Raw genomic sequence first — 24,850 nt, forward strand, 5'->3', positions numbered from 1 at the left:
CGCGTGGGTCTAGCCCCCACGGACTTGGGGGGGCTGGGTGGCCGCGAGGCGCCCTGAGAGGGGGCTTCGTAGAGCGGGTTCCCCTCTCCGTCTCGGCTTCGCCGAGCCACCTCTCCCCACTTTCGTGGGGCGAGGAACCCAAGCTGGAATGAAGCCAATCTTCAACGCTGAAGGCAATTTTGTTCTTGCTTTGTGCCGGCAGCTATGCTACTAATTTGGGTATGGTGATGATTTCCACCGACGATCCCGCCCGCCGAGGCGGGTTTTTTGTTTCCGGGTTTTTGTTTCGCAGCCGCTTTGCCTGCTCTCTTAAGCCGAAAACGCCACCAGCCCTTCGTCTTTGACCCGGCGGATGGTCAGCGCGGTTCGCACCGTATCGACATTGGGGGCCGAGGCCAGTTCCTCGATGACGAAGGTCTGGAAGGTGCCGAGATCGCTCGCCACGCAATGCAGCAGGAAATCGGACTCGCCAGACACCATCCAGGCGTCGCGCACGATCGGCCAGCCGCGGGTGCGCTCGGCGAAGGTCTTGAGTTCGGCGTCGGCCTGGTGATGCAGGCCGATCAGGCAGAAGGCGACGACGTCGAGGCCGAGCGCCGGAGCGTTGAGCAAAGCGCGGTAGCCGCGGATGATGCCGGCCTCTTCCAGCCGCCTGACGCGGCGCAGGCACGGCGGCGCCGAAATGCCGACGCGGCTCGACAGTTCGACATTGGTCATGCGTCCGTCCTGCTGAAGCTCGCGCAGGATCTTCCAGTCGATGGCATCGAGATCGGCCTTGATCGGCATGGTGGCTTCCGTGGTGACGCGAAAGAATCTTTCGCGACTTTGTAATTAAACGACTTTGCTGTCTATTCCATCCGCTGGATCGAGGATTTTCGCATCATCTTGCTGCGGGTTGCTTGTCGCCGTCGCCGGCGCCGAAGCTTTCCGGGGACGAACGGCAACTTGCCTTGCTGGCGTCGCAGGCAACACTTACATTACGCGCAACAATCGACGAGAGTTCATGCCACAATCCATGGCTGCTCCCCGCAGAGGCTTTTCATGATCACCAAGCACGCGCCTGTTCTCATCATCGGCTCCGGCCCCGCCGGCTATACGGCGGCGATCTATGCCGCCCGCGCCATGCTCAAGCCGATGCTGGTCGCCGGCCTGCAGCAGGGCGGGCAACTGATGATCACCACCGATGTCGAAAACTATCCGGGCTTCGCCGAACCGATCCAGGGTCCATGGCTAATGAGCGAGATGCTCAGGCAGGCCGAGCATGTCGGCACCGACATCGTCAACGACATCATCACCGAGGTCGACCTCAACGTGCGGCCGTTCCGCGCCAAGGGCGATTCCGGCACGATCTATACCGCTGACGCGCTGATCATCGCCACCGGCGCGCAGGCGAAATGGCTGGGCATCCCGAGCGAACACACCTTCATGGGTTTTGGCGTCTCGGCCTGCGCCACCTGCGACGGCTTCTTCTACCGCGGCAAGGACGTCGCGGTGATCGGCGGCGGTAATTCGGCGGTGGAGGAAGCGCTCTATCTCTCCAACCTGGCCAAGAGCGTCACCGTTATCCACAGGCGCAGCGATTTCCGCGCCGAGCGCATCCTGCGCGAGCGGCTGCTGCGGAAAGACAATGTCCGCGTCATCTGGGACACGGTGGTCGACGAGATCACCGGCAGGCCCGGCAAGGCGCCGCTGCCGCCGTCGGTCGAAGGGCTGAAGCTGCGCAACGTGGTGACCGGGCAGGAGATGCATCTGGTGGTCGACGGCGTGTTCGTGGCGATCGGCCACGCGCCGGCGGTCGAGCTGTTTGCCGGCAAGCTGAAGCAGAAGCCGAACGGCTATCTGTGGACGGCGCCGGATTCGACCCGCACCGACATGCCGGGCGTGTTCGCCGCCGGCGACGTAACCGACGACATCTACCGCCAGGCGGTGACGGCGGCCGGGCTCGGCTGCATGGCCGCGCTCGAGGCGGAAAAATATCTGGCGGGGATCGAGGTTCACCGCGAAGCGGCGGAGTGATTGTTCGATAAGCGGCTGAGAAAAGCCGCGCAAAAGCCTGATTTTTCATTCAGACGCCGAAAACAGGCGGACGCCAGAAAACAGGACGAGGGGAAATCATGGCGTTGGATTGGGACAAGCTACGCGTGTTTCACGCCGCGGCGGAAGCGGGGTCGTTCACCCATGCCGCGGAAACACTGCATTTGTCGCAATCGGCGATCTCGCGGCAGGTCAGCGCGCTCGAGCATGATGTCGGCGTGCCGCTGTTCAATCGCCACGCCCGCGGCCTAGTGCTGACCGAGCAGGGCGAGATGCTGTTCCGCACGGCGCACGACGTGCTGATGAAGCTCGAAACCATCAAGTCGCGCCTGACCGAAACCAAGGACCGGCCCTCCGGCGTGCTCAGGGTGACGACCACGGTCGGCCTCGGCGCCGGCTGGCTGACCGAGCGCGTGCAGGAATTCATCGAGCTGTATCCCGAGGTCAGCCTGCAGCTCATCCTGGCCAATGAGGAGCTCGATCTCACGATGCGCCAGGCCGACTGCGCCATCCGGCTGCGCCAGCCGCAGCAGCCCGACCTCATCCAGCGCCGCCTGTTCACCGTGCATTTCCATCTCTACGCGGCGCCCTCCTATGTGAACAAATACGGCAAGCCGAATTCCATTGCCGAGCTGAAAACCCATCGCATCGTCACCTTCGGCGTGCCGGTGCCGGCGCATCTGTCGGAACTGAACTGGCTGGAAACGGTCGGCGATTTCGAAGGCGGGCAAAGGGTACCGACGCTGCAGATCAACGACATCCTGTCGATCAAGCGGGCGGTGCAGGGCGGCGCCGGCATCGCCATGCTGCCCGATTATGTGGTCAGCAAGGATTCCGGGCTGGTGCAATTGCTGCCCGAGACCGAAGTGCCGTCCTTCGATACCTATTTCGCCTATCCCGACGCGATGAAGAACCAGGCGAAGCTGCATGTCTTCCGCGATTTCATCATCGCCAAGGCGCGCAGCTGGTCGTTCTGATTTAATGCATGTCGCGCAAAAGTGTGCAGCGGTTTTGCGATAACGACATGCATCAAACAAGAACCTAAAGCGCGTCGCATCAGGTCGGTCGAACGCAACGCGCTTTAGGAACGCGTATCCGCCAGCGTGCTGGCGCCGTAGCGCAAACCGTCGACCAGCAAGGCAACCATGCGCCGCGCCTGGGCAGGGCCGCCGCCATGTGCCGGCATGGCAAGGCTGGCGGCCGCCCCCAACAGGTCGCCCGGCTCGATGTCGGCGCGCACCTCGCCGGCCGCGGCCGCTGCCTCCAGCAATGTTTGGAGCGCGGGCCGGAGCCGTTGGTTGAAATAGGCAGGCAAAGTGTCGAAGGCCGGATTGCCTGAGTACAAGGCTGCCGCGAGGCCGCGTTTTGCCGTGATGAAATCCACATAGCGCTGCATCCACAGGGCCAGCGCTTCACCCGGCTCATGCTTCCTGGCCAGGATCGGCGCGGCGTCCGCACAGGCGTCGACCTCGTTGCGGAAGACGGCCACGATCAGGTCCGAGCGCTGTGGAAAATGGCGGTAGACGGTGCCGACGCCGACGCCAGCCTTTTCCGCGATCTCTCGCACCGGAGCCTCCACGCCGGAGGTCGCGAACACCGCCATGGCCGCCCGGAGCAACGCGTCGATGTTGCGCCGTGCGTCGGCGCGCACGTGCCGATCCGCGCGGTCGCGGGGTTCCAGACCATCGCCTTGATCCGTTTTGCCGTTCGGCGTTTTTTCGCCCATCAAATTACCTCTTGCAAACGGAACCGTGTTCCGGATATATATGGAACGCGGTTCCGTTTGACTTGTATCTAGCACGGCAAGGCGGTGTTGGCCACATATCGGTGCACAAAAGGAGATTACCATGCAGGACAAACCCGTCGCCCTGGTCACCGGGGCCAACAAGGGCATCGGTCTTCAGATCGCCAAGGACCTCGCGGCGAACGGCCTTACCGTGCTCGTAGGATCGCGCAGGCTCGAGCATGCCGAGGCAGCCGCAAATAGCATCGGAGAGGATGCCCACGCCCTGCAGCTCGACGTCACCGACCAGGCGTCGATCGCCGCCGCGGCAGAGCGCATCCGCATCGAACTCGGCCGCCTCGACGTGCTGGTGAACAATGCCGGCATCTCCCATGCGGGAAAGCCGGGCAAGCCGCTCGAGGAGATCATCAATTCGGGCCGCCCGAGCGTTGCCTCCCTCGACGACGTACGCGCGGTATTCGAGACGAACGTGTTTGGCATCGTCGCCGTCACGCAAGCGATGCTGCGGCTCCTTCGTGAGGCGCCGGCGGCACGTATCGTCAACGTATCGAGCGGCGCCGGCTCGCTGACATTGAACGCGGATCCGGCCTTTGCGTACCGCACTTCGTTTGGCGCCGTTTACAACCCGTCGAAGACGGCCGTCAACGCGATGACGCTCGCCTTCGCCATCGAGCTCGAGGAGACCGGCATCAAGGTCAACGCTGCCTGCCCGGGCTACACCGCGACGGAGCTGAACAACTTCGAAGGTTCGCGCACCGTCGAACAGGCCGCGCGGGAGCCGGTGCGCCTCGCGCTTCTCGACGCGAACGGTCCGACGGGCACGTTCTCGAACGAGGACGGCCCGCTGCCGTGGTGACGTTGCCTTGGAGCCTGCTTCAGCCGCGCCAAGGTGTCAGGCGGGGCAGCCAGCCTGGTACGGCACGGCGGTAGGCCTCGTATTCGTCACCGTAGCGGCGGGCAAGCGTCGGTTCCTCATATAGTCTCACGAAGGAGATCATGGCGGCCGCGGCGATGACGAGATAGGCGGCGACCGTCCAGCTCGAAAACAGCAGTGCCTGGCCGAGGACGATCGACAGCACGGCGACGTACATCGGATTGCGGACATGGCGGTAGATGCCGCCGACGACCAGCCTTTCGGTCGGTGCGACCGGGGCGGGGGGTACCCAGGCCCTCCAGGGCAAACCGGGCAAAGGCGTGCAGCAGTATGGCTGTGCCGGCGACAACCAGCAGCCAGCCCACAGGAACGAAACCGGGCAGGCTCGACCAGGGCAGGCGATAGCGATCGGTCAGCAGCCAAAGCAGCAGTCCGGCGACCACGCCGGGCGCCGCTGCAAGGAAGATGATGCTGCCGGCGATCGCCGAAGCGGCTCGCATATAGCTCTCCTTACGGGCGCGGCCTTGAACGGTCTCCCGCAACGCGCTTCAGGTCTTGTCCGGCATGTAACCCAAGCCGCCGCACCTCAGGTCAAGCTCGATGGCGGGCTTTTGGGCGGCATGCACCAGCAAGGTCTGGCTGCCGAAAAAACAAACGCGTGCTGCACGATTCCACGTCATCCTGCGTTTTTCGACTTTCCGAGCAGGAATCGCTGCTGATTCGCGGCCGCGGATCGATTTTTGCCTTGCCGCAGGCTGTATTTCAGCGATTCAACTGGTCCTATTGCGCTTCGGGACGGATTAGACCACAGCCGGCGCCTTTTTGCATGTGAGTGTTGCAAAATAGATGCTTGTTTCTTGGGCATGAAGAGCACATATATAGATCATCTCCTGAGCGCGTTCTCCTCCCATTAGCGCTCTCGAGTGTTCCCCTCTGGAGGTTAGCCTTAACAGGCACTTCCAATCAAACTCAGCCGGGTCTTCATTGATCCGGCTTTTTTGTTGCCCGAAACCAACACATCGCCAGAAAATCGGCCGGAACGGTCGCGTAACAGTGACATGTAACCTCGGGTAACATGCCGCGGGCGCGCCAAATCGATTAAGCAGAGTACAGGACGCGGTGTGGCTCGTCCGGGGGATGGGGGCATCACTCGGACGACCCGGGCTCAGGCAGCTACCGCGTCCGAACCTTCCTCCGCCAAAACACCGGCGGCAAGCATGCGGCGGACCTGCCGTTTCGCCTCCCACGAAGACGGTCCGCAAGAAACGGCGCCCGAATGATCCGGGCGCCGTTTCCTGTTGGGCCGCAAAGGCGGCTCAGGCGGCCTTGCCGTTGGCGTTCAGCGCTTCGTCGGCCAACCGCCCGGTGAGTTCGGCCATGTGGTCGAAGACGGCCCGGTAGCTGGCGACACCCGCCGTGGCCGAGCGCAGCTCGATGATGAGGTCGCCGATCTCGGCTTGCGGCATGGTCGCCTCGACGACGTCCCATCCGGGCCAGTCGGGCCGCGCGTCGTAGCCGAGGATCTGGCCGCGCCGCTGCGGGATCAGCGCAATGATCTTCGACGTCGCGTCGGACGGCGTGACGATCTCGACCTTCATCACCGGCTCGAGCAGCACCGGCGAGCACGCGGCCATGCCTTCTTTCATCGCCAGCTTCGCTGCCATCTGGAAGGCCATGTCGGAGGAATCGACCGCATGGTAGGAGCCGTCGGAAAGGTTGACGGCAACATCGACGACCGGGAAGCCGAGCGGCCCGGACTTCAGGTAGTCACGCACGCCGGTCTCGACCGACTGGATGTAGGTTTTCGGCACGGCGCCGCCGGTGATCGTATCTGTGAACTGGAAGCCTGACCCGCGCGGCAGCGGTTTGATCTCGATCACGACGTCGCCGAACTGGCCGTGGCCGCCCGATTGTTTCTTGTGGCGGCCGCGCTGCTGCGTCGCTTTGCGGATCGTCTCGCGGTAGGGCACGGCCGGCACATGGCCTTCGACCGGGATCTGGTTCTTGCCTTCCAGCCGCTCGCGCACGACGCGCAGATGCATCTCGCCATGGCCAGACAGCACGGTTTCGGCCGAATCCTGGTTGTGATGCAGGTTGAGCGAGGGATCTTCCTCGGCCAGGCGCTGGATGGCCGCCGACATCTTGACCTCGTCCTTGCGCTCTTTCGGCCGCAGCGCGAAGGCGAAGACCGGTTGCGGCGGCGCCAGCGTGACCAGCGGCTGGATGCCGCCCTTGGTCGAGCTCAGCGTCTGGCCGGTCCTGACGGCGTCCAGCTTGCCGAGCGCGACCGTGTCGCCGGCCTTGGCCGAAGTCAGCTTGACCTGATCCTTGCCGAGCATCTTGTAGATGCCGGAGACCTTTGCCGTTTCGCCATTGGAAAGGAACAGCTCGGCGGCGTCGGCGACCTGGCCGGACAGGATGCGCGACACCGACAGCTTGCCGCCATGCGCGGTGTGGATGGTCTTCATCACCTGGACAACGGTGGCATTGCCATCGGGCGCGCCGAGACGCTGGCACGTCGCCTCGCTGTCGGGTGCGTCGTGACGGATCGCCTTCAACAGGCGCAGCACGCCGTTGCCCTTCTCGGCGGTGCCGATCAGCACCGGCGTCACCATGCCGTCGCGCAGGTCGGCGGCAAGGTCGTCGAAGATCGCATCCTTCGGCGGTTCGATCTCGTCCAGCAATTGCTCCATCAGCCGGTCGTCATGGTCGGCGAGCGTCTCCAGCATGGAAAAGCGCGCCTCGAGCTCGCGCGCCTTGTCGTCGCTCGGGATCTGGGCGACCTCGCTCTCGGCATATTCGCGGTAGATGTAGGCACGCTCCAGAGCGAGGTCGATCGAGCCGATGACGACGCCATCCTTGCGCAGCGGGATCTGGCGCAGCAGCAATGGCACCGAGCTTGCCGGCTGCAGCATCTTCAGCGTGTCGCGCACACCTGCTATCGCCTTGTCGACCTTGTTCAGGAACAGCATGCGCGGCACGCCGAGATCGTCGAGCTTGCGCATGATAAGCTGCAGGGCAGGGATCTTCTTCTCGTCGGCCTCGGCAACGACCACGGCGACGTCGCAGGCGGCCAGCACCGGCTCGGCTTCGAAGGAGAATTCGATGGAGCCGGGACAATCGACGAAGGTGAACGGCTCACCCATGAAATCGGTGGTGGCGAAGGTCGCCTCGACGCTCATGCCGTGAGCGCGCGCCTCGGGCGAATGATCGGAAACGGTATTTCCGGACGAAACGGGATTCTGGCGGGGAATGGCGCCTGTACGGGCGAGTATGGCTTCGAGAAGTGTCGTCTTACCGCTTGCGAAGGGACCGACTATGGCAATGCATTTCGGTCCCGTGCGTCGTCCTCCGGCGCGAGTACCCATGGCTGACCTCCACTCAGGCGTTTCCCTGTAAGCGGCGGCCGGCCTGTCGGCCGTCGCGGGCGAGGCTTTTTTCAATTTGCCACCTACCCAAAGGGCATCGTCCCACGGGCAGGCCGGGAGGGCAAGGGATTTGAGGTTGAAGGGATTTGAAGTTGGGGCCGGTTCAGCCGGTGCCGGTTCGGCGCGACGCCAGCGGGGGTGCGTCGACGCGCTGCACCGCCACCGTCTCGGCAAAGCGCGCGAGCAACGGATTGAACAGGTCCGCACGCTCCCAGAAAGGCGCATGCCCGGCGCCGGAGACGATGTGGCAATGCTCCCACAGCGAGCCGTATGCGAGCGTCTCAAAATAGCCGAGCCGGACGAACGGATCGTTTTCGCCATTGACGATAGCGACCGGAAACGCGGCTTGCTCGACCACCTGTCTCTGGTCGGCGCCCTTGCCGGTGAGCATGCCGCGCGTCACCGCGGCGCGCAGCCGGCCGTCGGTGCGCAGGATGGCTTGGCGAAAGGACGGATCGGCGGTGTCGCCGAAACACAGCGTCTCGAAGCGCTCGGCATCGCGTTCGGAATATGTCTTTTTGGACGCCAGCAGCATGTCCCAATGCGCGTGGAAGCCGCGCAGCATGCCGAAAGGACCCTTCGATACCGGCGGCGCGCCGGTCAGCATCAGCCCGCCGACGGCGCGGTGAAAACTCGCGAGTTCGATTGCCACGTGCCCGCCAAGCGACCAGCCGAAGACGACGGCGCGGCCGATGCCCAAGGCATCGAGGAGCTGGGCCGCCGATTGGGCAAGGCCGGCGATGGTGTAGTCCGTCGCCGGATCGCGGGGGTCCGACGATTCGCCATGGCCGGGCAGGTCGAAAGCAATCAACCGATGGGCAGCGGCCAACGGGCTGTCGAACTGGCGGGCGAATACGGCGCGCGAACTGCCCGAGCCGTGGATCAGGACAAGCGGGATGCCGGGTCCCGACGACTGGCTGAGGCGCAAATCCGCTTGCGGCGTGCGGATCGTGCGGTGGGAAACGGCCATATCTGGTTTGGACCTTGGGATTGTCTCCAGGTCAACATCGCATGCCGAGGTCACCATGTTGTTTAGAACGGTGGTTAAGAAATGATTTCTCGGCTTGCGCCGGGTATGATGAACGAATCCACCACAGCTAACCCCCGGAGCCTGATGATGGAATCCACGCTCGACCTTCTCGTCTCGATCAGCAGCATCGCGACGCTCGGCCAATATGCCTGGTCGATGCGCGCGCATTTCCAGTCGCAGACCATGTCTCAAGGCGCGATGATCATTTCGGCCGTCGTGGTCGGCACGGCGCTGTTCTTTCTTGCGCTGCTGTGGATCGAGCGGCAGCCGGTGGCGGCGAAGATCGGCGGGCTCGCCATCGAACTGGCAAGCTCGGCGCTGTTCTGGTGGGCGATCTCGGTCTCCCGCAAGGCGGGGCTGCGGTTCGCATTCGATCCTGACAATCCCGACAGCCTGGTGACCGAAGGCCCTTATCTCCATGTCCGGCATCCGTTCTACACGTCCTACATCATCTTCTGGATCGGATGGGGTATCGCGACCTGGTCGGTCTGGGCGGTGGTGCCGGTCGCCGGCATCGTTACGATCTACGTGATCGCAGCCTTGGACGAAGAGCGAAAATTTTCGCGGACAAGGTTGGCCGATGCCTACGACGCTTACCGCACGCGGACCGGTCTGTTCTGGCCGCGTTTTGCCCGCAGCCGGCAGGAGATGCAGCCGGCATCGGACGAAAGTGGTAGGGTCTAAGACACTGGATTGAATCGAGGACTTGCGACGATGAAGATTATTGCCTGCGGCAGCGTGCCGACGATTGTTGCGCCGGAAAAATACTTCACTGGCCGGGTTTTGCAGACGCCGATCATCGAGAAAGAGGCACCGGCGCGGCTCAGAGCCACGCTGGTCAGCTTCGAGCCCGGCGCCCGCACCCACTGGCACACGCATCCGCTTGGCCAGACGCTCTATGTCACATCCGGTGCCGGTCTCGTGCAAAGCTGGGGCGGGCCGCTGCAGGAGATCAGGGCCGGCGACGTCGTCTCCTTTGCGGCCGGCGAAAAGCACTGGCACGGCGCCGCGCCCAAATCGGCGATGACCCACATCGCCATGCAGGAGGCGATCGAGGGTGTGCATGTCGATTGGCTGGAGAAGGTGAACGACGAGCAGTATGGCGGCTGAAACGTCTCAGACCAGCGCGGCGGTAAAGCGCTGGATGCGCGTGCAGGCCTCTTCGAGCAGAGCCTCTGACGTGGCGTAGGAGATGCGGAAGTTCGGGCCGAGGCCAAAGGCCGAGCCGAAAACAACCGCCACGCCCTCGGCCTCGAGCAGTTCCGAGCAGAAGGTTTCGTCGCTGTCGATCACCTTGCCGCTCTTGGTCTTCCTGCCGATCAGCTGGGCACAGGAGGGATAGACGTAGAACGCACCCTCCGGCGACGGACAGGTGATGCCGCGCGCCTGGTTGAGCATCGAGACGACGAGATCGCGCCGGCCCTGGAAGATCGCCTTGTTCTTCGGGATGAAATCCTGCGGGCCGTTCAGCGCTTCGACCGCCGCCCATTGGGCGATGGTGCAGGCGCCGGAGGTCTGCTGGCCCTGGATCATGTCCATCGCCTTGATCAGCGGCACCGGGCCTGCCGCATAGCCGATGCGCCAGCCGGTCATGGCATAGGCCTTTGACACGCCGTTCATCGTCAGCGTGCGCTCATAGAGCTTCGGCTCGACCTCGGCGATGGTCTTGAAGACGAAGTCGGCATAAGTCAGGTGCTCGTACATGTCGTCGGTCAGCACCCAGACATGGGGATGCTTCAACAGCACATCGGCCAGGCCCTTGAGCTCCGCCTCGGTATAGGCGGCGCCCGAGGGGTTGGACGGCGAGTTCATCAACAGCCATTTGGTGCGCGGCGTGATCGCCTTTTCCAGCACGGTCGCCGTCAGCTTGAAGCCGTTGTCGATCGAGGTGTCGGCAAAGGCCGAGGTGCCGCCGCAGATTGCCACCATTTCGGGATAGCTGACCCAGTAGGGCCGCGGGATGATCACCTCGTCGCCGGGGTTCAGCGTCGCCATGAAGGCGTTGAACAGGATCTGCTTGCCGCCGGTGCCGACGATGGTCTGCTCCGGCCGGTAGTCGAGATTGTTCTCGCGCTTGAATTTTTTCGCGATCGCATCGCGCAGCGGCACGATGCCGGATACCGGCGGATACTTCGTCTCGCCGCGGCGGATGGCCTCGATCGCGGCGTTCTTGATGTTGTCGGGGGTGTCGAAGTCCGGCTCGCCGGCGCCCAGCCCGATCACGTCGCGGCCGGCGTTTTTCAGCTCGCGCGCCTTCTGCGTCACCGCGATGGTCGCGGAAGGCTTTACGCGGGAAAGGACGTCGGCAAGAAAGGCCATGACAGATATCTCCAGAAAAGACCGGCGGGCGAAGGCGCCGCGGCGCCTCTCATGTCGCATCATCTGGTCAAGCGCAAGCCCAGCGCAGGCATTGTCGAATGAGCCAGCGCGCAATGCTGGAAACAATAAATTCACCAACGATCGGTAAAAGCTAGAACGGCAGGGACCGTAGCCGGTCCGCCAGTCTCGCACAGCGAGGAACCGTGACGCGCAGCATCGGGCTTGCCCATATCATCCGCCATGATGACGGCACCGCCAGCGGTGTCTGGGGGGTCTATACGCTGCAAAGCGCTTTCCAGCCGATCTTCGCCTTCAACAAGGGCAAGCTTTCCGTCGTCGCGTTCGAGGGGCTGATCCGGCCGTTCCGCGAAGGCGAGCCGCAGCCGCCAATGAGTTTCTTCAACAGCTGTCCGGCGGTCGACCGCCTGCATATCGAGGCGCTGACACGGACGCTGCACCTTCTGAACGCCGGCGCCTGCCTGCCGCGAGACGCCTCCATCTTCATCAATTTCGATCCATCGGTGTTCACCGATCGCAGCATCGCCGACAAGGCGCTGCGCGACATGCGGCTGGTGCTGCACGAGGCCGACATCGATCCGCGCCGCGTCGTCTGCGAGGTCACCGAACAGAAATCGGCGTCGCAGGAAACGCTCTACAATTTCGTCGAGGCGCTCAGGGGCAATGGTTTGCGCATTGCCGTCGACGATTACGGCGCCGAGGAGTCCGACATCAATCGCATCAAGGAACTCAGGCCAGACATCGTCAAGTTCGACGCCGACTGGATCATGACGCTGATGGAGTCCGGTGCCGGCTTCGCCTTGCTGACCGCTATGGTGACAAGCTTCGAAGAGCAAGGCATCCGTACGGTATTCGAGGGCATCGAGACGGGCTGGCAGCTTGAGCTTGCCGAAAAGTCGGGCGCCTCGATGGTGCAAGGCTTCGTGCTGGCACGCCCGGAGCTTGTACCGACCAGCTTTCACGTCTTCGACAAGGCCGGGCAAGCATCAGCGGTGTCGCCCGATAAGGACAAAGTTCCCGCGGCCGTTTCGCCATCGCGGCGGCCGATGCGGGCCTTTGGCCGCAGGGTGGCATCGTGACCGGGCGGGCCGACATGCGGCGCAAGGTCGGCGAAGCGATCTTTGCCGACGAGGTCGGCATCGAATATGGCGTCTACGGCGCATTCCGGCTGAGGAGCGCCTACCAGCCGGTCTTCGCGCCGCGCGGCAGGTTTCTCGCCGCCGTCGCGGTCGAGGGACTGATCGAGCCGCATCGTGCCGGCAGGCCGGTGGCGCCGCAAATCTTCTTCGAAGGTGTGCCGGCAGCGGATCGGCTGTTTGTCGAAACCATGTGCCGGGTGCTGCATTTGCGCAACTTCCGCAACATCGGCGTCGACGGGCTCGACCTCTTCTTCAACTACAATCCGCTGATCAACGATGACCCCGCAAGGGCGCTGGCCGAAATCAGGCTGATGACCAGGCATCTGACGGATTTCGGCCTGCATCCTGGCATGCTGGTCTGCGAGATTACCGAGCAGGCGGCCGGCGACAAGGTGCTTGTCAGCCTGGCGCGCGAGATGCGGCGCGACGGCGTCCGCATCGCCATCGACGATTTCGGCACCGGGCATTCGACCGAAGAAAGGGTAGCGCTGGTGCAGCCCGACATCGTCAAGATCGACGGCACCTGGTTCGCAGAATTCTGCCGCCATGCCGCCGCCGAGCGGTTTTTCCGGCCGCTGGTTTCGACGCTGCACGACCGTGGCGCCAAGGTGCTGGTCGAAGGCGTCGAGAACGCCACGCATCTGCGCGTCGCGCTGGATGGCGGCGTCGACCTGCTGCAGGGCTTTTACCTTGCTCGGCCGGCGCTGGCCGGTACGCTGTTTGACGAGGAGCCTCTGTCGATCGACAGGCTGCTTGGCAGGGACAACAACGTCATCCCCCTATTCGGCTAGGATATGTCGAGATTCAAGTGATGCCGGCCTGCGAACGGCGGTTTCCTGCGCTTCCGGTGCTCACGTACCCAAAGTACGCTCCGCTCCGGTTCTCGGAACCCACCCTTCTCGGCTCGGCCTGACTTGAATCTCGATATATCCTGAAATGCATCAGCGGCGCTGATGGTTACGCCAAAACAAATCACTGGATGAAGCCGCCGCTGCCGCGATAGAGGCTGGATCAAGCCCTGAGACGGGTGGTTGCGAGCAAGGGGGAGCACCGATGATACTCTATGGAATGATCGACAGCGGCAATTGCTACAAGCCGCGCCTGTTGATGGCCAAGCTCGGCATCGCTTTCACCAATGTCGAGGTCAGCTCGCACACCGGCGACACGCGCAAGCCCGACTATGTCGCGAAAAATCCGAACGCCATGGTGCCGCTGCTCGAATTCGACGACGGCCGCCGGCTGGCCGAATCCAATGCCATCCTGCTCTATCTCGCCGAAGGCACGCGGTTTCTGCCGGCGGACAAATACGAACGCGCGCTGGCCTATCAGTGGCTGTTCTTCGAGCAATACAGCCACGAGCCTTATATCGCCGTTCGCAGGGCGCTGCTGACCTTCCCTGAAAGAGCCAAGGACGCAACGCCCGAGCGGCTGGCGCTGACGCTGGAGCGCGGCAACAAGGCGCTCGGCGTCATGGACAAGCACCTGGCCGGGAGCACGTTCTTTGCCGGCAATGTGCTCAGCGTCGCCGACATCGCGCTCTATGCCTATACGCACACGGCCGAGACGGGCGGGTTTCAGCTCGACGCCTATCCGGCGGTTGCCGCCTGGCTGCGACGGGTCGAGGCCGACCCGGGGCATGTGCCGCTGGAGTGGGTGGGTTGAGTGCAACTCGCCGACTTTGCTGAGCAACGTTGACAATTGGCGAAAGCTTCGGCGAAAGCGTCCTTCTCCCCGTCACTATACGGGGAGAAGACGGCGGCAGCGAGATGAGGGGCGGCGCCAGCCTTTGTTGTGATATCGTGCTTGGCCTGGCGAAGGCAGTCCTGATACGTCGTGCTGCCCCTCATCGCCCTGCCGGGCACTTCTCCCCGTATAGAGACGGGGAGAAGGAGCTGTATCGCCGATTTCGCCAATTGTCGGCGTTTAAAATCCAGACAGCAAAAAGGCGGGACAAAATCCCGCCTTCCCATGCTTGGTAGCCTGATCGGGAGCGTTTTGGCCGGGCCGGCAGCAATCTGCTGCTTCGGCTTGTCGGGGTCTTTCGCTCCGGCGCGCTTCTCGCGCGACCGCCAGTACATCCGTGATTTGCCGCGCGCCCCGGGGTATCGCCCGGCGCGCGCCATTCGCAAAATCAGGCTGCCTTGCTCAGAGATCCAGCGGACGACTTGCCAGTGCGGCGGTCCTGCTCGATCTCGAAGTTGATCTTCTGGCCTTCAACCAGGGTCGACAGTCCAGCACGCTCGACTGCGGAGATGTGAACGAAAACGTCCGCGCCGCCGCTGTCAGGCTGAATGAAGCCGAAACCCTTGGTGGAATTAAACCACTTGACCGTACCTGTTGCCATTTCGATAGTCCTTTACGTTTGCTTTAGTTTGACTGGGCCGAAACCCAGCCGGTTTGTATCGAGATTTTGGAGATAGAACGTCAGCAAACGCGAAGATCGCGAGGCCCGGATCGATCGGCCGAAATATCAATGGACGGCATATAATATGCTTTCGCGCAAAAAACAAGACGGGGCGGAAAATGGCGCCGCGGCAACCCTGCCCAACGGCCGCCCCAATCGCGTGAGAGCGTCGTCGCTGCGCGCCTGACCCGGGAGGATCGCGTCGGCTTCGGGCGCGACCGGGTTTGGGGGAGAGGGGCCATGAAAATCGTTCTGCTTGCCGCTTGCCTGACGCTGGTGGCCGCCGAGGCGCAGGCGGGCTCGCGCTACGACCCGACCCGCATGAGCTGCGGCAAGGTGCAGGCGACGATCGCGCGCGAGGGTGCGGTCATCCTGCGCTACAGATCGGCGCGCGTGCCGGGGCTGGCGCTCTACGACCGCTATGTGCGAAGCCAGCAATTCTGCGACATCGGCGAGGTCAGGGCGCGGGCCTCCGTGCCGAGTGCCGATACGAATTCGTGCACCGTCTATAAATGCAAGCGGGTGGAATTCGATCGGCGCTTCCGCCGGCGGCTGCTTCCGGATTAGGCTGGTCGAGATGGGTGCGCCGGGTGCCGGCCTCGCCTGAATATCAGCACACCTAAAACCCGAACGACACCTGCGCCGGCGGCGGCGGGCCGACGCGCACGCCTTCCATGGCCAGCATCTTTTCCTTGGTGGCCGAGCCGCCAGGCGCGGAAAAGCCGCCGATCTTGCCGCCGGCGGCAAGGATGCGATGGCAAGGGATGACCAGCGGCACCGGGTTGGCGCCGAGGGCGGCGCCGGTTTCGCGCGCCAGCCCGGCATGGCCGGCGCGCTTGGCCAGTTCGCCATAGGTGGTGGTTTCGCCGAAGGCGAGTTTTCGCGCCGCGTCATAGATCGCCAGGCGGAACTCGTCGACGCCGCTGAGATCGACCGGCACGCCGGAGAAATCGATATCCTCGCCGGCGGCATAGGCCTTGATCGACGCGATCAGCTCGGCAACCCATTGCGGCTCGGGCTTCGCAGGCTGCTCGGCGGCGGTATGGCGCAGCAGCCGGCGTCCGACCGCGTCGCGATTGCGCTGCGGCAGGCAGAGCCGGGTCAGTCCGGCATCGCTCCAGGCGATGCCCATGAAGCCGAGCACGGTTTCGAAGACCGCGTGGCCGGCGGTGGCATGAGAGGCGTCCATGGCGTGCTCCTTTCCGGAATGCTTCGAAGTACAAATCCAGAACAATATCGCATTTCGCGGCCCGGCTCGCCACCCGAAAACCGCCGGCTACCGCGGATTGCCCGGGGAAAGATGCTGGTGTAAGGACTTCTTAACACCCGACGAACCGGACCCGAGCGCCGCTTGCCAGCAAAATTCCTCTTTCCCGTCCTTGCGGCGGTGTTGGCCGTGGCCGCTCTCAGCGGTTGCACCTCGACTTCGCCGGTGACCCCGACGCCGGCCTTTACCGAAAATACGGCCAATACCGATGCCGGCTTTACGTTGGCGCTGCCCGACACGGTTTCGGTGCTGCCGGAGCCGTCCGGCGTCGCCCAGACGGCTGCGCTGCCGATCGAGCCGGCCGCCGCCTTTGCCGGGCCGACGCCGCTGGCGGCAACTACCCCCGCCGTCATGACCGCCAATGCCCTGCCTGTTACTGCGACGCCAGCCGTCGCCATGCCGGTCAGCCAACAGACCGAGGCCATGCCCGGCGTTCAGCCGGTTTCCTACACGGTGCCGCAGGACCCGGCCGCTCTGGCCGCGACCGACCCCACCGAGGGTCAGTCGAACGCCGGCGGCCGCAGCGAGATCGAGCGGCTGATCGAGAAATATTCCGCGCTTTACCAGGTGCCGGTCGATCTGGTGCGCCATGTCGTCAACCGCGAGAGCACGTTCAACCCGAAAGCCTACAATCACGGCCATTGGGGGCTGATGCAGATCAAGCACGCGACGGCGCGCGGCATGGGCTATGACGGGCCGGCGAGCGGCCTGTTCGACGCCGAGACCAATTTGAAATATGCGGTGAAATATCTGCGCGGCGCCTGGCTGGTCTCAGGCGGCAACCCCAAGCGCGCCGACCGGCTCTACCAGAGCGGCTATTATTACGACGCCAAGCGCAAGGGGATGCTCGGCGAAACCGGGCTCGGCAGCGACAGCCTGCGCCGCCGCATGCAGCCCGATGCCTGAGCCGCGCCCGCCGGCGCCAAACGACATCCGCCTGCGCAAGATCCTCGACGACACACTTCTGGCGCCGCGCTGGCCCGAAGGTTTTTTCATGCGCGGCTTCGAAGCCGCCGATGCACTCGCTTTGCATACGCTGTTGACCGCGGTGTTTGACGACGGCGCCGACGGGCCGTTCGACGAATGGTGGCCGCGCATTTCGGCCGACGCGGAATTCGACCCAGCTTTGTGTTTCCTGGTTATCGACAGCAAGGGCCGGCTGGCGGGCGCAGCGCTCTGCTGGACGCGGGCGTTCGTCAAGGACCTTGCCGTCCATCCCGAGGCGCGCGGCAAGGGCATCGCCGAGGCGCTGATGTGGCACGCGTTTGCGGTGTTTCAGGCAAGGGGTGCTGCGCATGTCGATCTCAAGACCAACACTGTCGAGAACGCCGCCGCGGTCCGGCTCTACGAACGGCTGGGGATGTCCGAAGTCGACTGGGCGGCGTGAGGGGTCGGGGCAAGCGGGCGCTCGATCGTAGAAGTCGGCGCCGCCCCTCATCTGCCTGCCGGCATCTTCTCCCCGTAGAGGGACGGGGAGAAGGGGGCTGGCGGCAAACTCAGCTCCCTTTCTTCAACTCTGGAGATTGGCGAAATCCTTGGCGAAGGCACCTTTCTCCCCGTCACTATACGGGGAGAAATGCCCGGCAGGGCAATGAGGGGCAGCGCACACCTCATGTGATTTGACGCTGCCGCGCCGTGACCTACCCTCCAATCGAAATGAACCGAGGAGACGAGCGATGCAGTCACCTTTCAACCGAAGCGTCATGCTGGCAGCGGCGGTAATCCTTGCCGCCGTCAGTGCGGCTTATGCCCATCACGGCTGGTCGTGGACGCAGGACGGGGTTTTCGAACTCCGGGGCAAGATCACGGCCATCTATATCGGCAACCCGCACGCCACGCTGGACGTCGATGCCAAGGGAGAGGCCTGGCGGGTGGAGATGGCGACGCCGTCGCGCACGATCGCCGCCGGCTTCACCGAGGAGGTCGCCAAGATCGGCGACGAGGTGACCGCGATCGGCCACCGCTCGCTCGACGAGAAGGAAAAGCGCATGAAGGCAGTGCGCGTCATCGTCGGCGGCAAGACCTACGATGTCTATCCCGACCGCGTGCCGCCGGCCTGAATAGACGGGCTCCTCGCCGGCATCGAGCAACTCGCCTTCGCGCGGGGACTGAAGGCCTCGTTCGTCGCCTATCCCGTAATCAATGCGCTCCACATCATGTCGATCGGCGCGCTGCTGACCAGCGTCTGGCTCATGGACCTCAGGATCCTCGGCGCCTTCCGCTCGCTGCCGCAGGCACCGTTCGTCGCGCTGCTGCGCCGCACCGCATTGGGCGCATTCGGCGGAGCACTTGTCACGGGGTCGCTGCTGTTTTCAGTCAGGGCGAGCGCGTATGCGGCGATGCCCATCTTCCTCGCCAAGATGACGCTCACCCTGTTCGCGGGCGCCAACTTCCTTGTCTTCATGCGCGTCTGGCGCGCAAAGGGTGGTGACGAGTCGGTTGGTGGGGGCGCTATTATCCTGGCGGGGCTTTCGCTGGTGCTATGGACATCCGTGCTGTTCGCCGGACGGTTTATTGGGTTTCTCAACTGAGGAGGGCGCCGGGGCTGGCCTTCCCGAAGCGCGAGATGGTGCGCATCTACGGCGTCAATTCCGGTTTCCACAACGCCATCAGCCGCGTCTATGCCAGATACTTTGCGGTTAACCCGCCGGGCGCGACCTCGTGCCGGTGGCCTCCTGGCCGATGGAGTTCGATATCGAGATAGAATGTGTCGCCGTGGCGTGAGAGCTTTACGACAACAGGTATTGTAGGTTGGCATGATCTTATTTGAAAAGATATTCAGACATTCAAACAAACTGAGGCACTAGACAGCAACAGCAAATGACTATCTTTAGGTTCTTCTCTACATATCTACAAATGGACCCGCGTCTCTGGTGTACAAACTTCAAGTGCAAACTTGATTTGCAGCCTTTCTGCGACGGCTCATAGAGATCTATATCATTGCTGGTTATTATATCTACTTTTGCGCCAGCGCAAAATTCAACTATTCTTACATCCTTCCCTGGAACGCCTATCTGAGATAATTTCTTACGCAACTGGTGATCCCTAGAGAATTCATAAATAACAATCTTCCCCTGCTCCATAAGATCGGCAATGTGATCTCCAACAAATATATTGCCATGCCCTCCTGTGCAATCACGCCATTCCTGCTCAAAAAGTTTTTTATCATCGAGAGCAATTTCCGTTTTACTTAATATCGTTTCTACGGCAGTGCGACAATTGTTAGCTGCCGCCGAAATGACGCCATCAATATATCCTTTGAAACAATTGGCATCTACGAAAACTGGCATGACTATTCCGGGTAAGTGAATCTCAGTTGGTGGTCCGAACGAGATCTGGCGGTGTGTGTTCGAGCCTTAGCGAGTTGCAGCGATTCAAACTGACGTTGAGGAAAAAATCCACCTGGCCAATTTGGATCAAAGACTCCATCTGGATTAATTGCTAATTCAGTAACTATCTTCTCGCCGCTCGAATCCTCCACAAAGAAAAGCTTTATGTCCTTGGAGTCAATATCTCCTAAGGCTACATGTCTAGCAACCCTTAGAACTAGGTTGTCGCTATGGGTTTCAATAAACTGCTGCCCGCCATAGCGGGCCAACCCAACAAAAAAAGAACCCAGAGAGGCCTGAGCATTGGGATGGAGATGTATCTCGGGTTCTTGAACTACAAAAGTCGGCGATGATCGCGCAGCTCGATTTTTATGAAATAGGTTTAGGCCTCCAACAAGTACGGGTAGAACTTGACTGCATCCAAATCCGACATCACAAACATTATGCTCTTTTCCCTTGAAATCAACTAGGCATATTTCGAAATGCCGGCTGGTAAGATTTTTGACTTTTATGGCGGATGCGATCTTGTTGGCTTTCAGCCACTCGGATATTTCTTCCTCCAGCCCAATTTTTATTGCTCCCCTTTTTGAGGTGTCGTTGACAAGTAAACTTACTCCGTTAGCGCCAGTCCTACCGATTTCATTCGGCGTTTCCCCACTGTAAACATACGTTCTTTGCGGTTGAGCGCGAAATGGGCTGAGTGTGTCAAAAAATCTAAAGCTATCACGGATTCGCATTTCGGCCATTCGCAAGCTGCGAGAGGCTTGCTCAATAATTTTTTGAGAGCTTTTCGGGAGATCGCTGTTGCGTATAGCTAGAAACGATACTTCCGGTATGAATGGCCAGAACCCTGTAAATCGCGGCCTTCTTACATTCTTATTCCCCATCACGCTTTCGATGCTCTCTCTTTTTATTTTTACGTCAACCTTGTCTTTTTTTGTCTGATATGAAACAATTTCATTGTCGCCTTCCAGGAGTGTAAATTTGGCAATCTCTAATTCTCTTCTTTGAAGTCTATACTTTACATCAAAAGATACATGAAAATCCCCAATTCCGAAGTCAAATCCAATGGGGGTTCTGACATTGTTGCCATGGACAATATCTTGAAACGTACCGAGTTCTTCGTAGGGGCCATTCAATATCAGCGGACTCGTGCTTCCTCGGCTTTCTGCGTGTGTCTGAGCTAATAGATTTATCGCACTTATTATCGACGATTTCCCACTGTTATTTGCGCCGATAAATATATTCAGTCGACTGAAGTTGAAGCTTTGATCGCGGTATGCCCGGAAGTTGCGCAGCCTGAGGTATTTAATCATCGGATTGCTGGGTCCACGAGTGTCGCGTCTGCCATGGCATTGCTCCCAAACTGATGTAATTTTAGTTTCTGCTAGACTGGACAGGATCGCAATAGGAAATACGGCATGTTGCCATAATGTGCTTTAGGCACCTTCCAGCATCTTCTTTCCGTCTGGTGCTCAGGCGAAGGAGGACGCTGTTTTCTGCGGTTTGGCTATCGCCTCAGGCAAAATACTCCTGCAGCGGCCTGACTTCCAAGCTCCCAGCCCGCAACGCCGCAATAGCCTCCGCCACCGCGGCCGCACCCGATAGCGTCGTATAATACGGCACTTTCTGCATCAGCGTCGCCCTGCGCAGCGACTTGGAGTCCGACACCGCCTTTTGGCCATCAGTCGTGTTGAAGACGATCTGGACCTGGCGGTTGCGGATGGCGTCCTCGATGTGCGGGCGGCCTTCCAGCACCTTGTTTATCTTTTCGGCGGCGACGCCGTTTTCGGCGAGGAAGCGGGCGGTGCCTGAGGTGGCCAGCACTTTAAAACCCTGGCCGGCGAGGCGCTTGACCGCCGGCAAGATGCCTTTCTTGTCCTCGTCGCGCACCGAGACGAACAGCGTGCCCGCGCGGGGGAGATCAACACCCGCCCCGAGCTGGCTCTTGGCGAAGGCCAGCGCGAAGTCGCGGTCGAGGCCCATGACCTCGCCGGTCGAGCGCATTTCCGGGCCGAGCAAAATGTCGACGCCGGGGAAGCGGGCGAACGGGAATACCGCTTCCTTGACGGCGATGTGGCCGGGATTGCGCGGGTCGGGCATGGCGCCGTAATGGGCGAAGGCATCTTCCAGGCTTTCGCCGGCCATGATGCGGGCAGCAATCTTCGCAATCGGACGTCCGATCGTCTTGGCGACGAAGGGCACGGTGCGCGACGCGCGCGGGTTGACCTCCAGCACATAGACCGTGCCGTCCTTGATCGCATATTGCACGTTCATCAGGCCGCCGACATTGAGCGCGCGGGCCAGCGCTGCCGTCTGGCGCTCCAGCTCGTCGACCAGCTCGGAAGGCAGCGAATGCACCGGCAGCGAGCAGGCCGAGTCGCCCGAATGGATGCCGGCCTCCTCGATATGCTCCAATATGCCGGAGACGTAGGTCGACTTGCCGTCGCAGAGGCAATCGACGTCGACCTCGATGGCGCCCGACAGATAGGTATCGAACAGAAGCGGGTTCTTGCCGAGCAGCGTGTTGATCTGGCCGGTCTTGTCGTTGGGGTATTTCTGCTTGATGTCCTCCGGCACCAGGCCGGGCACGGTGTCGAGCAGATAGGATTGCAGCATGCTCTCATCGTGGATGATCTGCATCGCGCGGCCGCCGAGCACATAGGACGGGCGCACGACCAGCGGGAAACCGAGCTCGCCGGCGACGAGGCGGGCCTGCTCGACCGAATAGGCAATGCCGTTCTTCGGCTGGCTGAGGCCAAGCTTGTGCAATAGCTTCTGGAAACGGTCGCGGTCCTCGGCGAGATCGATCATGTCGGGCGAGGTGCCGAGGATCGGGATGCCGGCCTTCTCCAGCGCATCCGCCAGCTTCAGCGGCGTCTGGCCGCCGAACTGGACGATGACGCCGACCAGCTCGCCGGACGCCTGTTCGGCGCGCAATATCTCCAGCACGTCCTCCGGCGTCAGCGGCTCGAAATAGAGCCGGTCGGAAGTGTCGTAGTCGGTAGAGACGGTCTCCGGGTTGCAGTTGATCATGATCGCCTCGAAGCCGGCGTCGCGCAGCGCAAAGGCGGCGTGGCAGCAGCAATAGTCGAATTCGATGCCCTGACCGATGCGGTTGGGGCCGCCGCCGAGGATGACCACCTTTTTCCGAGACGACACTTGCGCCTCGTTGGCGAGCGCGCCGGCGAACGGCACCTCGTAGGTCGAGTACATGTAGGCGGTGGGCGAAGCAAACTCGGCGGCGCAAGTGTCGATGCGCTTGTAAACCGGATGAACGTCGAGTTTTTCGCGAATTTTTTGGATCTCTTCGACGTCCTTCCTGACCAGGGATGCGAGCCGCGCGTCGGAGAAACCCATCGCCTTCAGCATGCGCAGATTGGCGGCGTCCTCGGGGATGCCGTGCTCGCGGATGCGCGCCTCCATGTCGAGAATGCCGGCGATCTGCTCGAGGAACCACGGGTCGATCTTGCACATTGCGTGCACGTCTTCCAGCGAGGTGCCCATGCGGATCGCCTGCGCCACCATGCGCAGCCGGTCCGGCGTCGGCGTGCCCAAGGCGGCGCGGATGGCGTTGCGGTCATCGACATGGCTGGCCGGCGCGTTCCCGTGGCCGATGCCGGGGATCTCGATTTCGTCCAGACCGGTCAGGCCGGTCTCCAGTCCACGCAAGGCCTTCTGCAGCGATTCCTGGAAGGTGCGGCCGATGGCCATGACCTCGCCGACCGATTTCATCGAGGTGGTCAGCACCGGCTCGGCGCCTGGGAATTTCTCGAAGGCAAAGCGCGGGATCTTGGTCACGACATAGTCGATGCTCGGCTCGAACGAGGCCGGCGTTGCTCCGCCTGTGATGTCGTTCTCCAACTCGTCCAGCGTATAGCCGACGGCGAGTTTTGCCGCGATCTTGGCGATCGGGAAACCGGTCGCCTTGGAAGCCAGCGCCGACGAGCGCGAGACGCGCGGGTTCATCTCGATCACCACCAGGCGGCCGTCTGCCGGGTTGACGGCGAACTGGACGTTGGAGCCGCCGGTCTCGACGCCGATCTCGCGCAGCACCGCGATCGAGGCGTTGCGCATCATCTGGTATTCCTTGTCGGTCAGCGTGAGCGCTGGGGCGACGGTGATCGAATCGCCGGTATGCACGCCCATCGGGTCGATGTTCTCGATCGAGCAGATGATGATGCAGTTGTCGGCCTTGTCGCGGACAACCTCCATCTCATACTCCTTCCAGCCGAGCACGCTCTCCTCGATCAGCACTTCGGTGGTCGGCGAGGCGTCGAGGCCGGACTGGACGATCTCGAAGAATTCGGCGCGGTTGTAGGCGATGCCGCCGCCGGTGCCGCCCATGGTGAAGGAGGGGCGGATAATGGCGGGCAGGCCGACATGGTCGAGCGCTTGTGCTGCAATCGCCATGGCATGGCTGATATAGCGCTGCTTGCGGTCGCCCTCACCGAGGTTCCAGCGCGTTTCCAGAGCATCGAGCGCGGCGTCGAGATTTTCGGGCTTTTCCGCCTTCAGCGCGGCGCGCTCGGCCTCGTGCGTCTTGCGGTCGGCATTCTTGACGTCGGTGGCGTTGGCCAGCATCGACTTCGGCGTTTCCAGGCCGATCTTGTTCATCGCCTCGCGAAACAGCGCGCGGTCCTCGGCCTTGTCGATTGCGGTGGCGTCGGCGCCGATCATCTCGACCTGATAGCGGTCGAGCACGCCCATGCGGCGCAGCGACAAAGCGGTGTTGAGCGCGGTCTGGCCGCCCATGGTCGGCAGCAGCGCGTCCGGCCGCTCCTTGGCGATGATCTTGGCCACCACTTCGGGCGTGATCGGCTCGATGTACGTGGCGTCGGCCAGCTCCGGATCGGTCATGATGGTGGCCGGATTGGAATTGACCAGGATAACGCGAAAACCCTCTTCCTTCAGCGCCTTGCAGGCCTGGGTGCCGGAATAGTCGAATTCGCAGGCCTGACCGATGACGATGGGGCCGGCCCCGATGATCAGGATCGACTTGATGTCGGTGCGTCTTGGCATGTCGAGGGTCCGTTTCGGCGGGCGGCTTGCACAAAAAGCCGAACGGGATGACCCGGCCGGTTGTGCTCGCGATTCTGGTATCAGGCTAGGAGGGCCTTATAGGGAAGAGTTTTGCCGGATGTAAGCCCCTAAAATGCGGGTAGGGCAGTAGGGGAGTAGGGGAGTAGGGGAGTAGTGCAGTAGGTGATTACGTGAGTAGGGAAGTATGGCAGTACGGCAGTAGGGTAGTAGTGTAATATGGG

Annotated in this window: 23 protein-coding genes and 2 pseudogenes; 14 read left to right on the forward strand and 11 right to left on the reverse strand. The window is 62.1% G+C overall.

What is annotated here, in order from left to right; all coding sequences use genetic code 11:
• Positions 1-309: 309 nt before the first annotated feature.
• A complete protein-coding gene (locus NKI97_RS33565; RefSeq protein ID WP_023678347.1) occupies positions 310-786 on the reverse strand; it encodes an Lrp/AsnC family transcriptional regulator in 477 nt (158 codons plus the stop codon).
• A gap of 255 nt (positions 787-1,041) precedes the next feature.
• Between NKI97_RS33565 and trxB the strand changes: the two genes are divergently transcribed.
• Both trxB and NKI97_RS33575 read left to right on the forward strand, forming a co-directional pair.
• Entirely contained in the window at positions 1,042-2,016 is a 975-nt protein-coding gene (gene trxB / locus NKI97_RS33570) for a thioredoxin-disulfide reductase (RefSeq protein ID WP_352450433.1), read from the forward strand.
• A 98-nt stretch (positions 2,017-2,114) separates the two neighbouring features.
• Positions 2,115-3,011 (forward strand): LysR family transcriptional regulator, encoded by an 897-nt coding sequence (locus NKI97_RS33575; protein ID WP_023678345.1) that lies wholly within the window; start codon positions 2,115-2,117, stop codon positions 3,009-3,011.
• A gap of 104 nt (positions 3,012-3,115) precedes the next feature.
• Here NKI97_RS33575 and NKI97_RS33580 read toward each other — a convergent pair whose 3' ends face one another.
• Complete coding sequence (locus NKI97_RS33580) at positions 3,116-3,760, reverse strand: TetR/AcrR family transcriptional regulator (RefSeq protein WP_352450432.1); 645 nt, start codon at positions 3,758-3,760, stop codon at positions 3,116-3,118.
• A gap of 121 nt (positions 3,761-3,881) precedes the next feature.
• Between NKI97_RS33580 and NKI97_RS33585 the strand changes: the two genes are divergently transcribed.
• Entirely contained in the window at positions 3,882-4,634 is a 753-nt protein-coding gene (locus NKI97_RS33585; protein ID WP_352450431.1) for an SDR family oxidoreductase, read from the forward strand.
• 19 nt (positions 4,635-4,653) lie between these two features.
• Here NKI97_RS33585 and NKI97_RS33590 read toward each other — a convergent pair.
• From NKI97_RS33590 to NKI97_RS33600, 3 genes and pseudogenes are all read right to left on the reverse strand, one after another.
• A pseudogene (locus NKI97_RS33590) lies at positions 4,654-5,152 on the reverse strand (methyltransferase family protein).
• A gap of 816 nt (positions 5,153-5,968) precedes the next feature.
• Positions 5,969-8,020 (reverse strand): elongation factor G, encoded by a 2,052-nt coding sequence (locus NKI97_RS33595; protein WP_352838440.1) that lies wholly within the window; start codon positions 8,018-8,020, stop codon positions 5,969-5,971.
• 163 nt (positions 8,021-8,183) lie between these two features.
• A complete protein-coding gene (locus tag NKI97_RS33600) occupies positions 8,184-9,050 on the reverse strand; it encodes an alpha/beta fold hydrolase (protein WP_352838441.1) in 867 nt (288 codons plus the stop codon).
• 144 nt (positions 9,051-9,194) lie between these two features.
• Between NKI97_RS33600 and NKI97_RS33605 the strand changes: the two genes are divergently transcribed.
• Positions 9,195-9,794 (forward strand): methyltransferase family protein, encoded by a 600-nt coding sequence (locus NKI97_RS33605; RefSeq protein WP_352450428.1) that lies wholly within the window; start codon positions 9,195-9,197, stop codon positions 9,792-9,794.
• Positions 9,795-9,824: 30 nt separating this feature from the next.
• Positions 9,825-10,220, forward strand: coding sequence for a (R)-mandelonitrile lyase (locus NKI97_RS33610; protein ID WP_352450427.1), 396 nt, complete (start codon positions 9,825-9,827; stop codon positions 10,218-10,220).
• Positions 10,221-10,226: 6 nt separating this feature from the next.
• On the opposite strand, the gene NKI97_RS33615 is transcribed toward NKI97_RS33610, so the two are convergent.
• Positions 10,227-11,429 carry a pyridoxal phosphate-dependent aminotransferase gene (locus NKI97_RS33615; RefSeq protein WP_352450425.1) on the reverse strand — a complete coding sequence of 401 codons (1,203 nt, stop codon included), beginning with the start codon at positions 11,427-11,429 and terminating at the stop codon, positions 10,227-10,229.
• Positions 11,430-11,632: 203 nt separating this feature from the next.
• Between NKI97_RS33615 and NKI97_RS33620 the strand changes: the two genes are divergently transcribed.
• From NKI97_RS33620 to NKI97_RS33630, 3 genes are all read left to right on the forward strand, one after another.
• Positions 11,633-12,526 (forward strand): EAL domain-containing protein, encoded by an 894-nt coding sequence (locus NKI97_RS33620; RefSeq protein ID WP_352838442.1) that lies wholly within the window; start codon positions 11,633-11,635, stop codon positions 12,524-12,526.
• Complete coding sequence (locus NKI97_RS33625) at positions 12,523-13,377, forward strand: EAL domain-containing protein (protein WP_352622192.1); 855 nt, start codon at positions 12,523-12,525, stop codon at positions 13,375-13,377. Before NKI97_RS33620 ends, NKI97_RS33625 begins: the two co-directional genes overlap by 4 nt.
• A gap of 262 nt (positions 13,378-13,639) precedes the next feature.
• Positions 13,640-14,248 carry a glutathione S-transferase family protein gene (locus NKI97_RS33630; protein ID WP_352838443.1) on the forward strand — a complete coding sequence of 203 codons (609 nt, stop codon included), beginning with the start codon at positions 13,640-13,642 and terminating at the stop codon, positions 14,246-14,248.
• Between the two features lie 469 nt (positions 14,249-14,717).
• On the opposite strand, the gene NKI97_RS33635 is transcribed toward NKI97_RS33630, so the two are convergent.
• The gene (locus NKI97_RS33635) at positions 14,718-14,930 is read right to left on the reverse strand and encodes a cold-shock protein (protein WP_023678332.1); all 213 of its coding nucleotides are present in this window, start codon (positions 14,928-14,930) and stop codon (positions 14,718-14,720) included.
• A gap of 300 nt (positions 14,931-15,230) precedes the next feature.
• Between NKI97_RS33635 and NKI97_RS33640 the strand changes: the two genes are divergently transcribed.
• Positions 15,231-15,557, forward strand: coding sequence for a hypothetical protein (locus NKI97_RS33640; protein WP_023678330.1), 327 nt, complete (start codon positions 15,231-15,233; stop codon positions 15,555-15,557).
• A gap of 52 nt (positions 15,558-15,609) precedes the next feature.
• Here NKI97_RS33640 and NKI97_RS33645 read toward each other — a convergent pair whose 3' ends face one another.
• Entirely contained in the window at positions 15,610-16,179 is a 570-nt protein-coding gene (locus NKI97_RS33645; protein WP_352838444.1) for a methylated-DNA--[protein]-cysteine S-methyltransferase, read from the reverse strand.
• Between the two features lie 162 nt (positions 16,180-16,341).
• Between NKI97_RS33645 and NKI97_RS33650 the strand changes: the two genes are divergently transcribed.
• The 5 genes and pseudogenes from NKI97_RS33650 to NKI97_RS33670 all read left to right on the forward strand — a co-directional run.
• Positions 16,342-17,163: a transglycosylase SLT domain-containing protein gene (locus NKI97_RS33650; protein ID WP_352838445.1), complete on the forward strand. Its 822-nt coding sequence runs from the start codon at positions 16,342-16,344 to the stop codon at positions 17,161-17,163.
• Positions 17,156-17,644 carry a GNAT family N-acetyltransferase gene (locus NKI97_RS33655; RefSeq protein WP_352838446.1) on the forward strand — a complete coding sequence of 163 codons (489 nt, stop codon included), beginning with the start codon at positions 17,156-17,158 and terminating at the stop codon, positions 17,642-17,644. The genes NKI97_RS33650 and NKI97_RS33655 overlap by 8 nt, the downstream gene beginning before the upstream one ends.
• Positions 17,645-17,933: 289 nt before the next feature.
• Positions 17,934-18,317, forward strand: coding sequence for a DUF6152 family protein (locus NKI97_RS33660; protein WP_352838447.1), 384 nt, complete (start codon positions 17,934-17,936; stop codon positions 18,315-18,317).
• 96 nt (positions 18,318-18,413) lie between these two features.
• A complete protein-coding gene (locus tag NKI97_RS33665) occupies positions 18,414-18,788 on the forward strand; it encodes a hypothetical protein (protein ID WP_352838448.1) in 375 nt (124 codons plus the stop codon).
• A gap of 32 nt (positions 18,789-18,820) precedes the next feature.
• Positions 18,821-18,981: pseudogene (locus NKI97_RS33670) on the forward strand (RidA family protein); the annotation flags it as partial.
• A gap of 62 nt (positions 18,982-19,043) precedes the next feature.
• On the opposite strand, the gene NKI97_RS33675 reads toward NKI97_RS33670, so the two are convergent.
• The 3 genes from NKI97_RS33675 to carB all read right to left on the reverse strand — a co-directional run bounded on the left by NKI97_RS33675 (position 19,044) and on the right by carB (position 24,608).
• Positions 19,044-19,547 (reverse strand): hypothetical protein, encoded by a 504-nt coding sequence (locus tag NKI97_RS33675; protein ID WP_352838449.1) that lies wholly within the window; start codon positions 19,545-19,547, stop codon positions 19,044-19,046.
• A gap of 2 nt (positions 19,548-19,549) precedes the next feature.
• A complete protein-coding gene (locus tag NKI97_RS33680) occupies positions 19,550-20,902 on the reverse strand; it encodes an AAA family ATPase (protein ID WP_352838450.1) in 1,353 nt (450 codons plus the stop codon).
• A gap of 202 nt (positions 20,903-21,104) precedes the next feature.
• Entirely contained in the window at positions 21,105-24,608 is a 3,504-nt protein-coding gene (gene carB, locus NKI97_RS33685; RefSeq protein WP_352838451.1) for a carbamoyl-phosphate synthase large subunit, read from the reverse strand.
• Between the last annotated feature and the right edge of the window lie 242 nt (positions 24,609-24,850).

Origin of the sequence: Mesorhizobium sp. M0296, from assembly GCF_040321675.1 — a bacterium.
Lineage (GTDB): Bacteria > Pseudomonadota > Alphaproteobacteria > Rhizobiales > Rhizobiaceae > Mesorhizobium.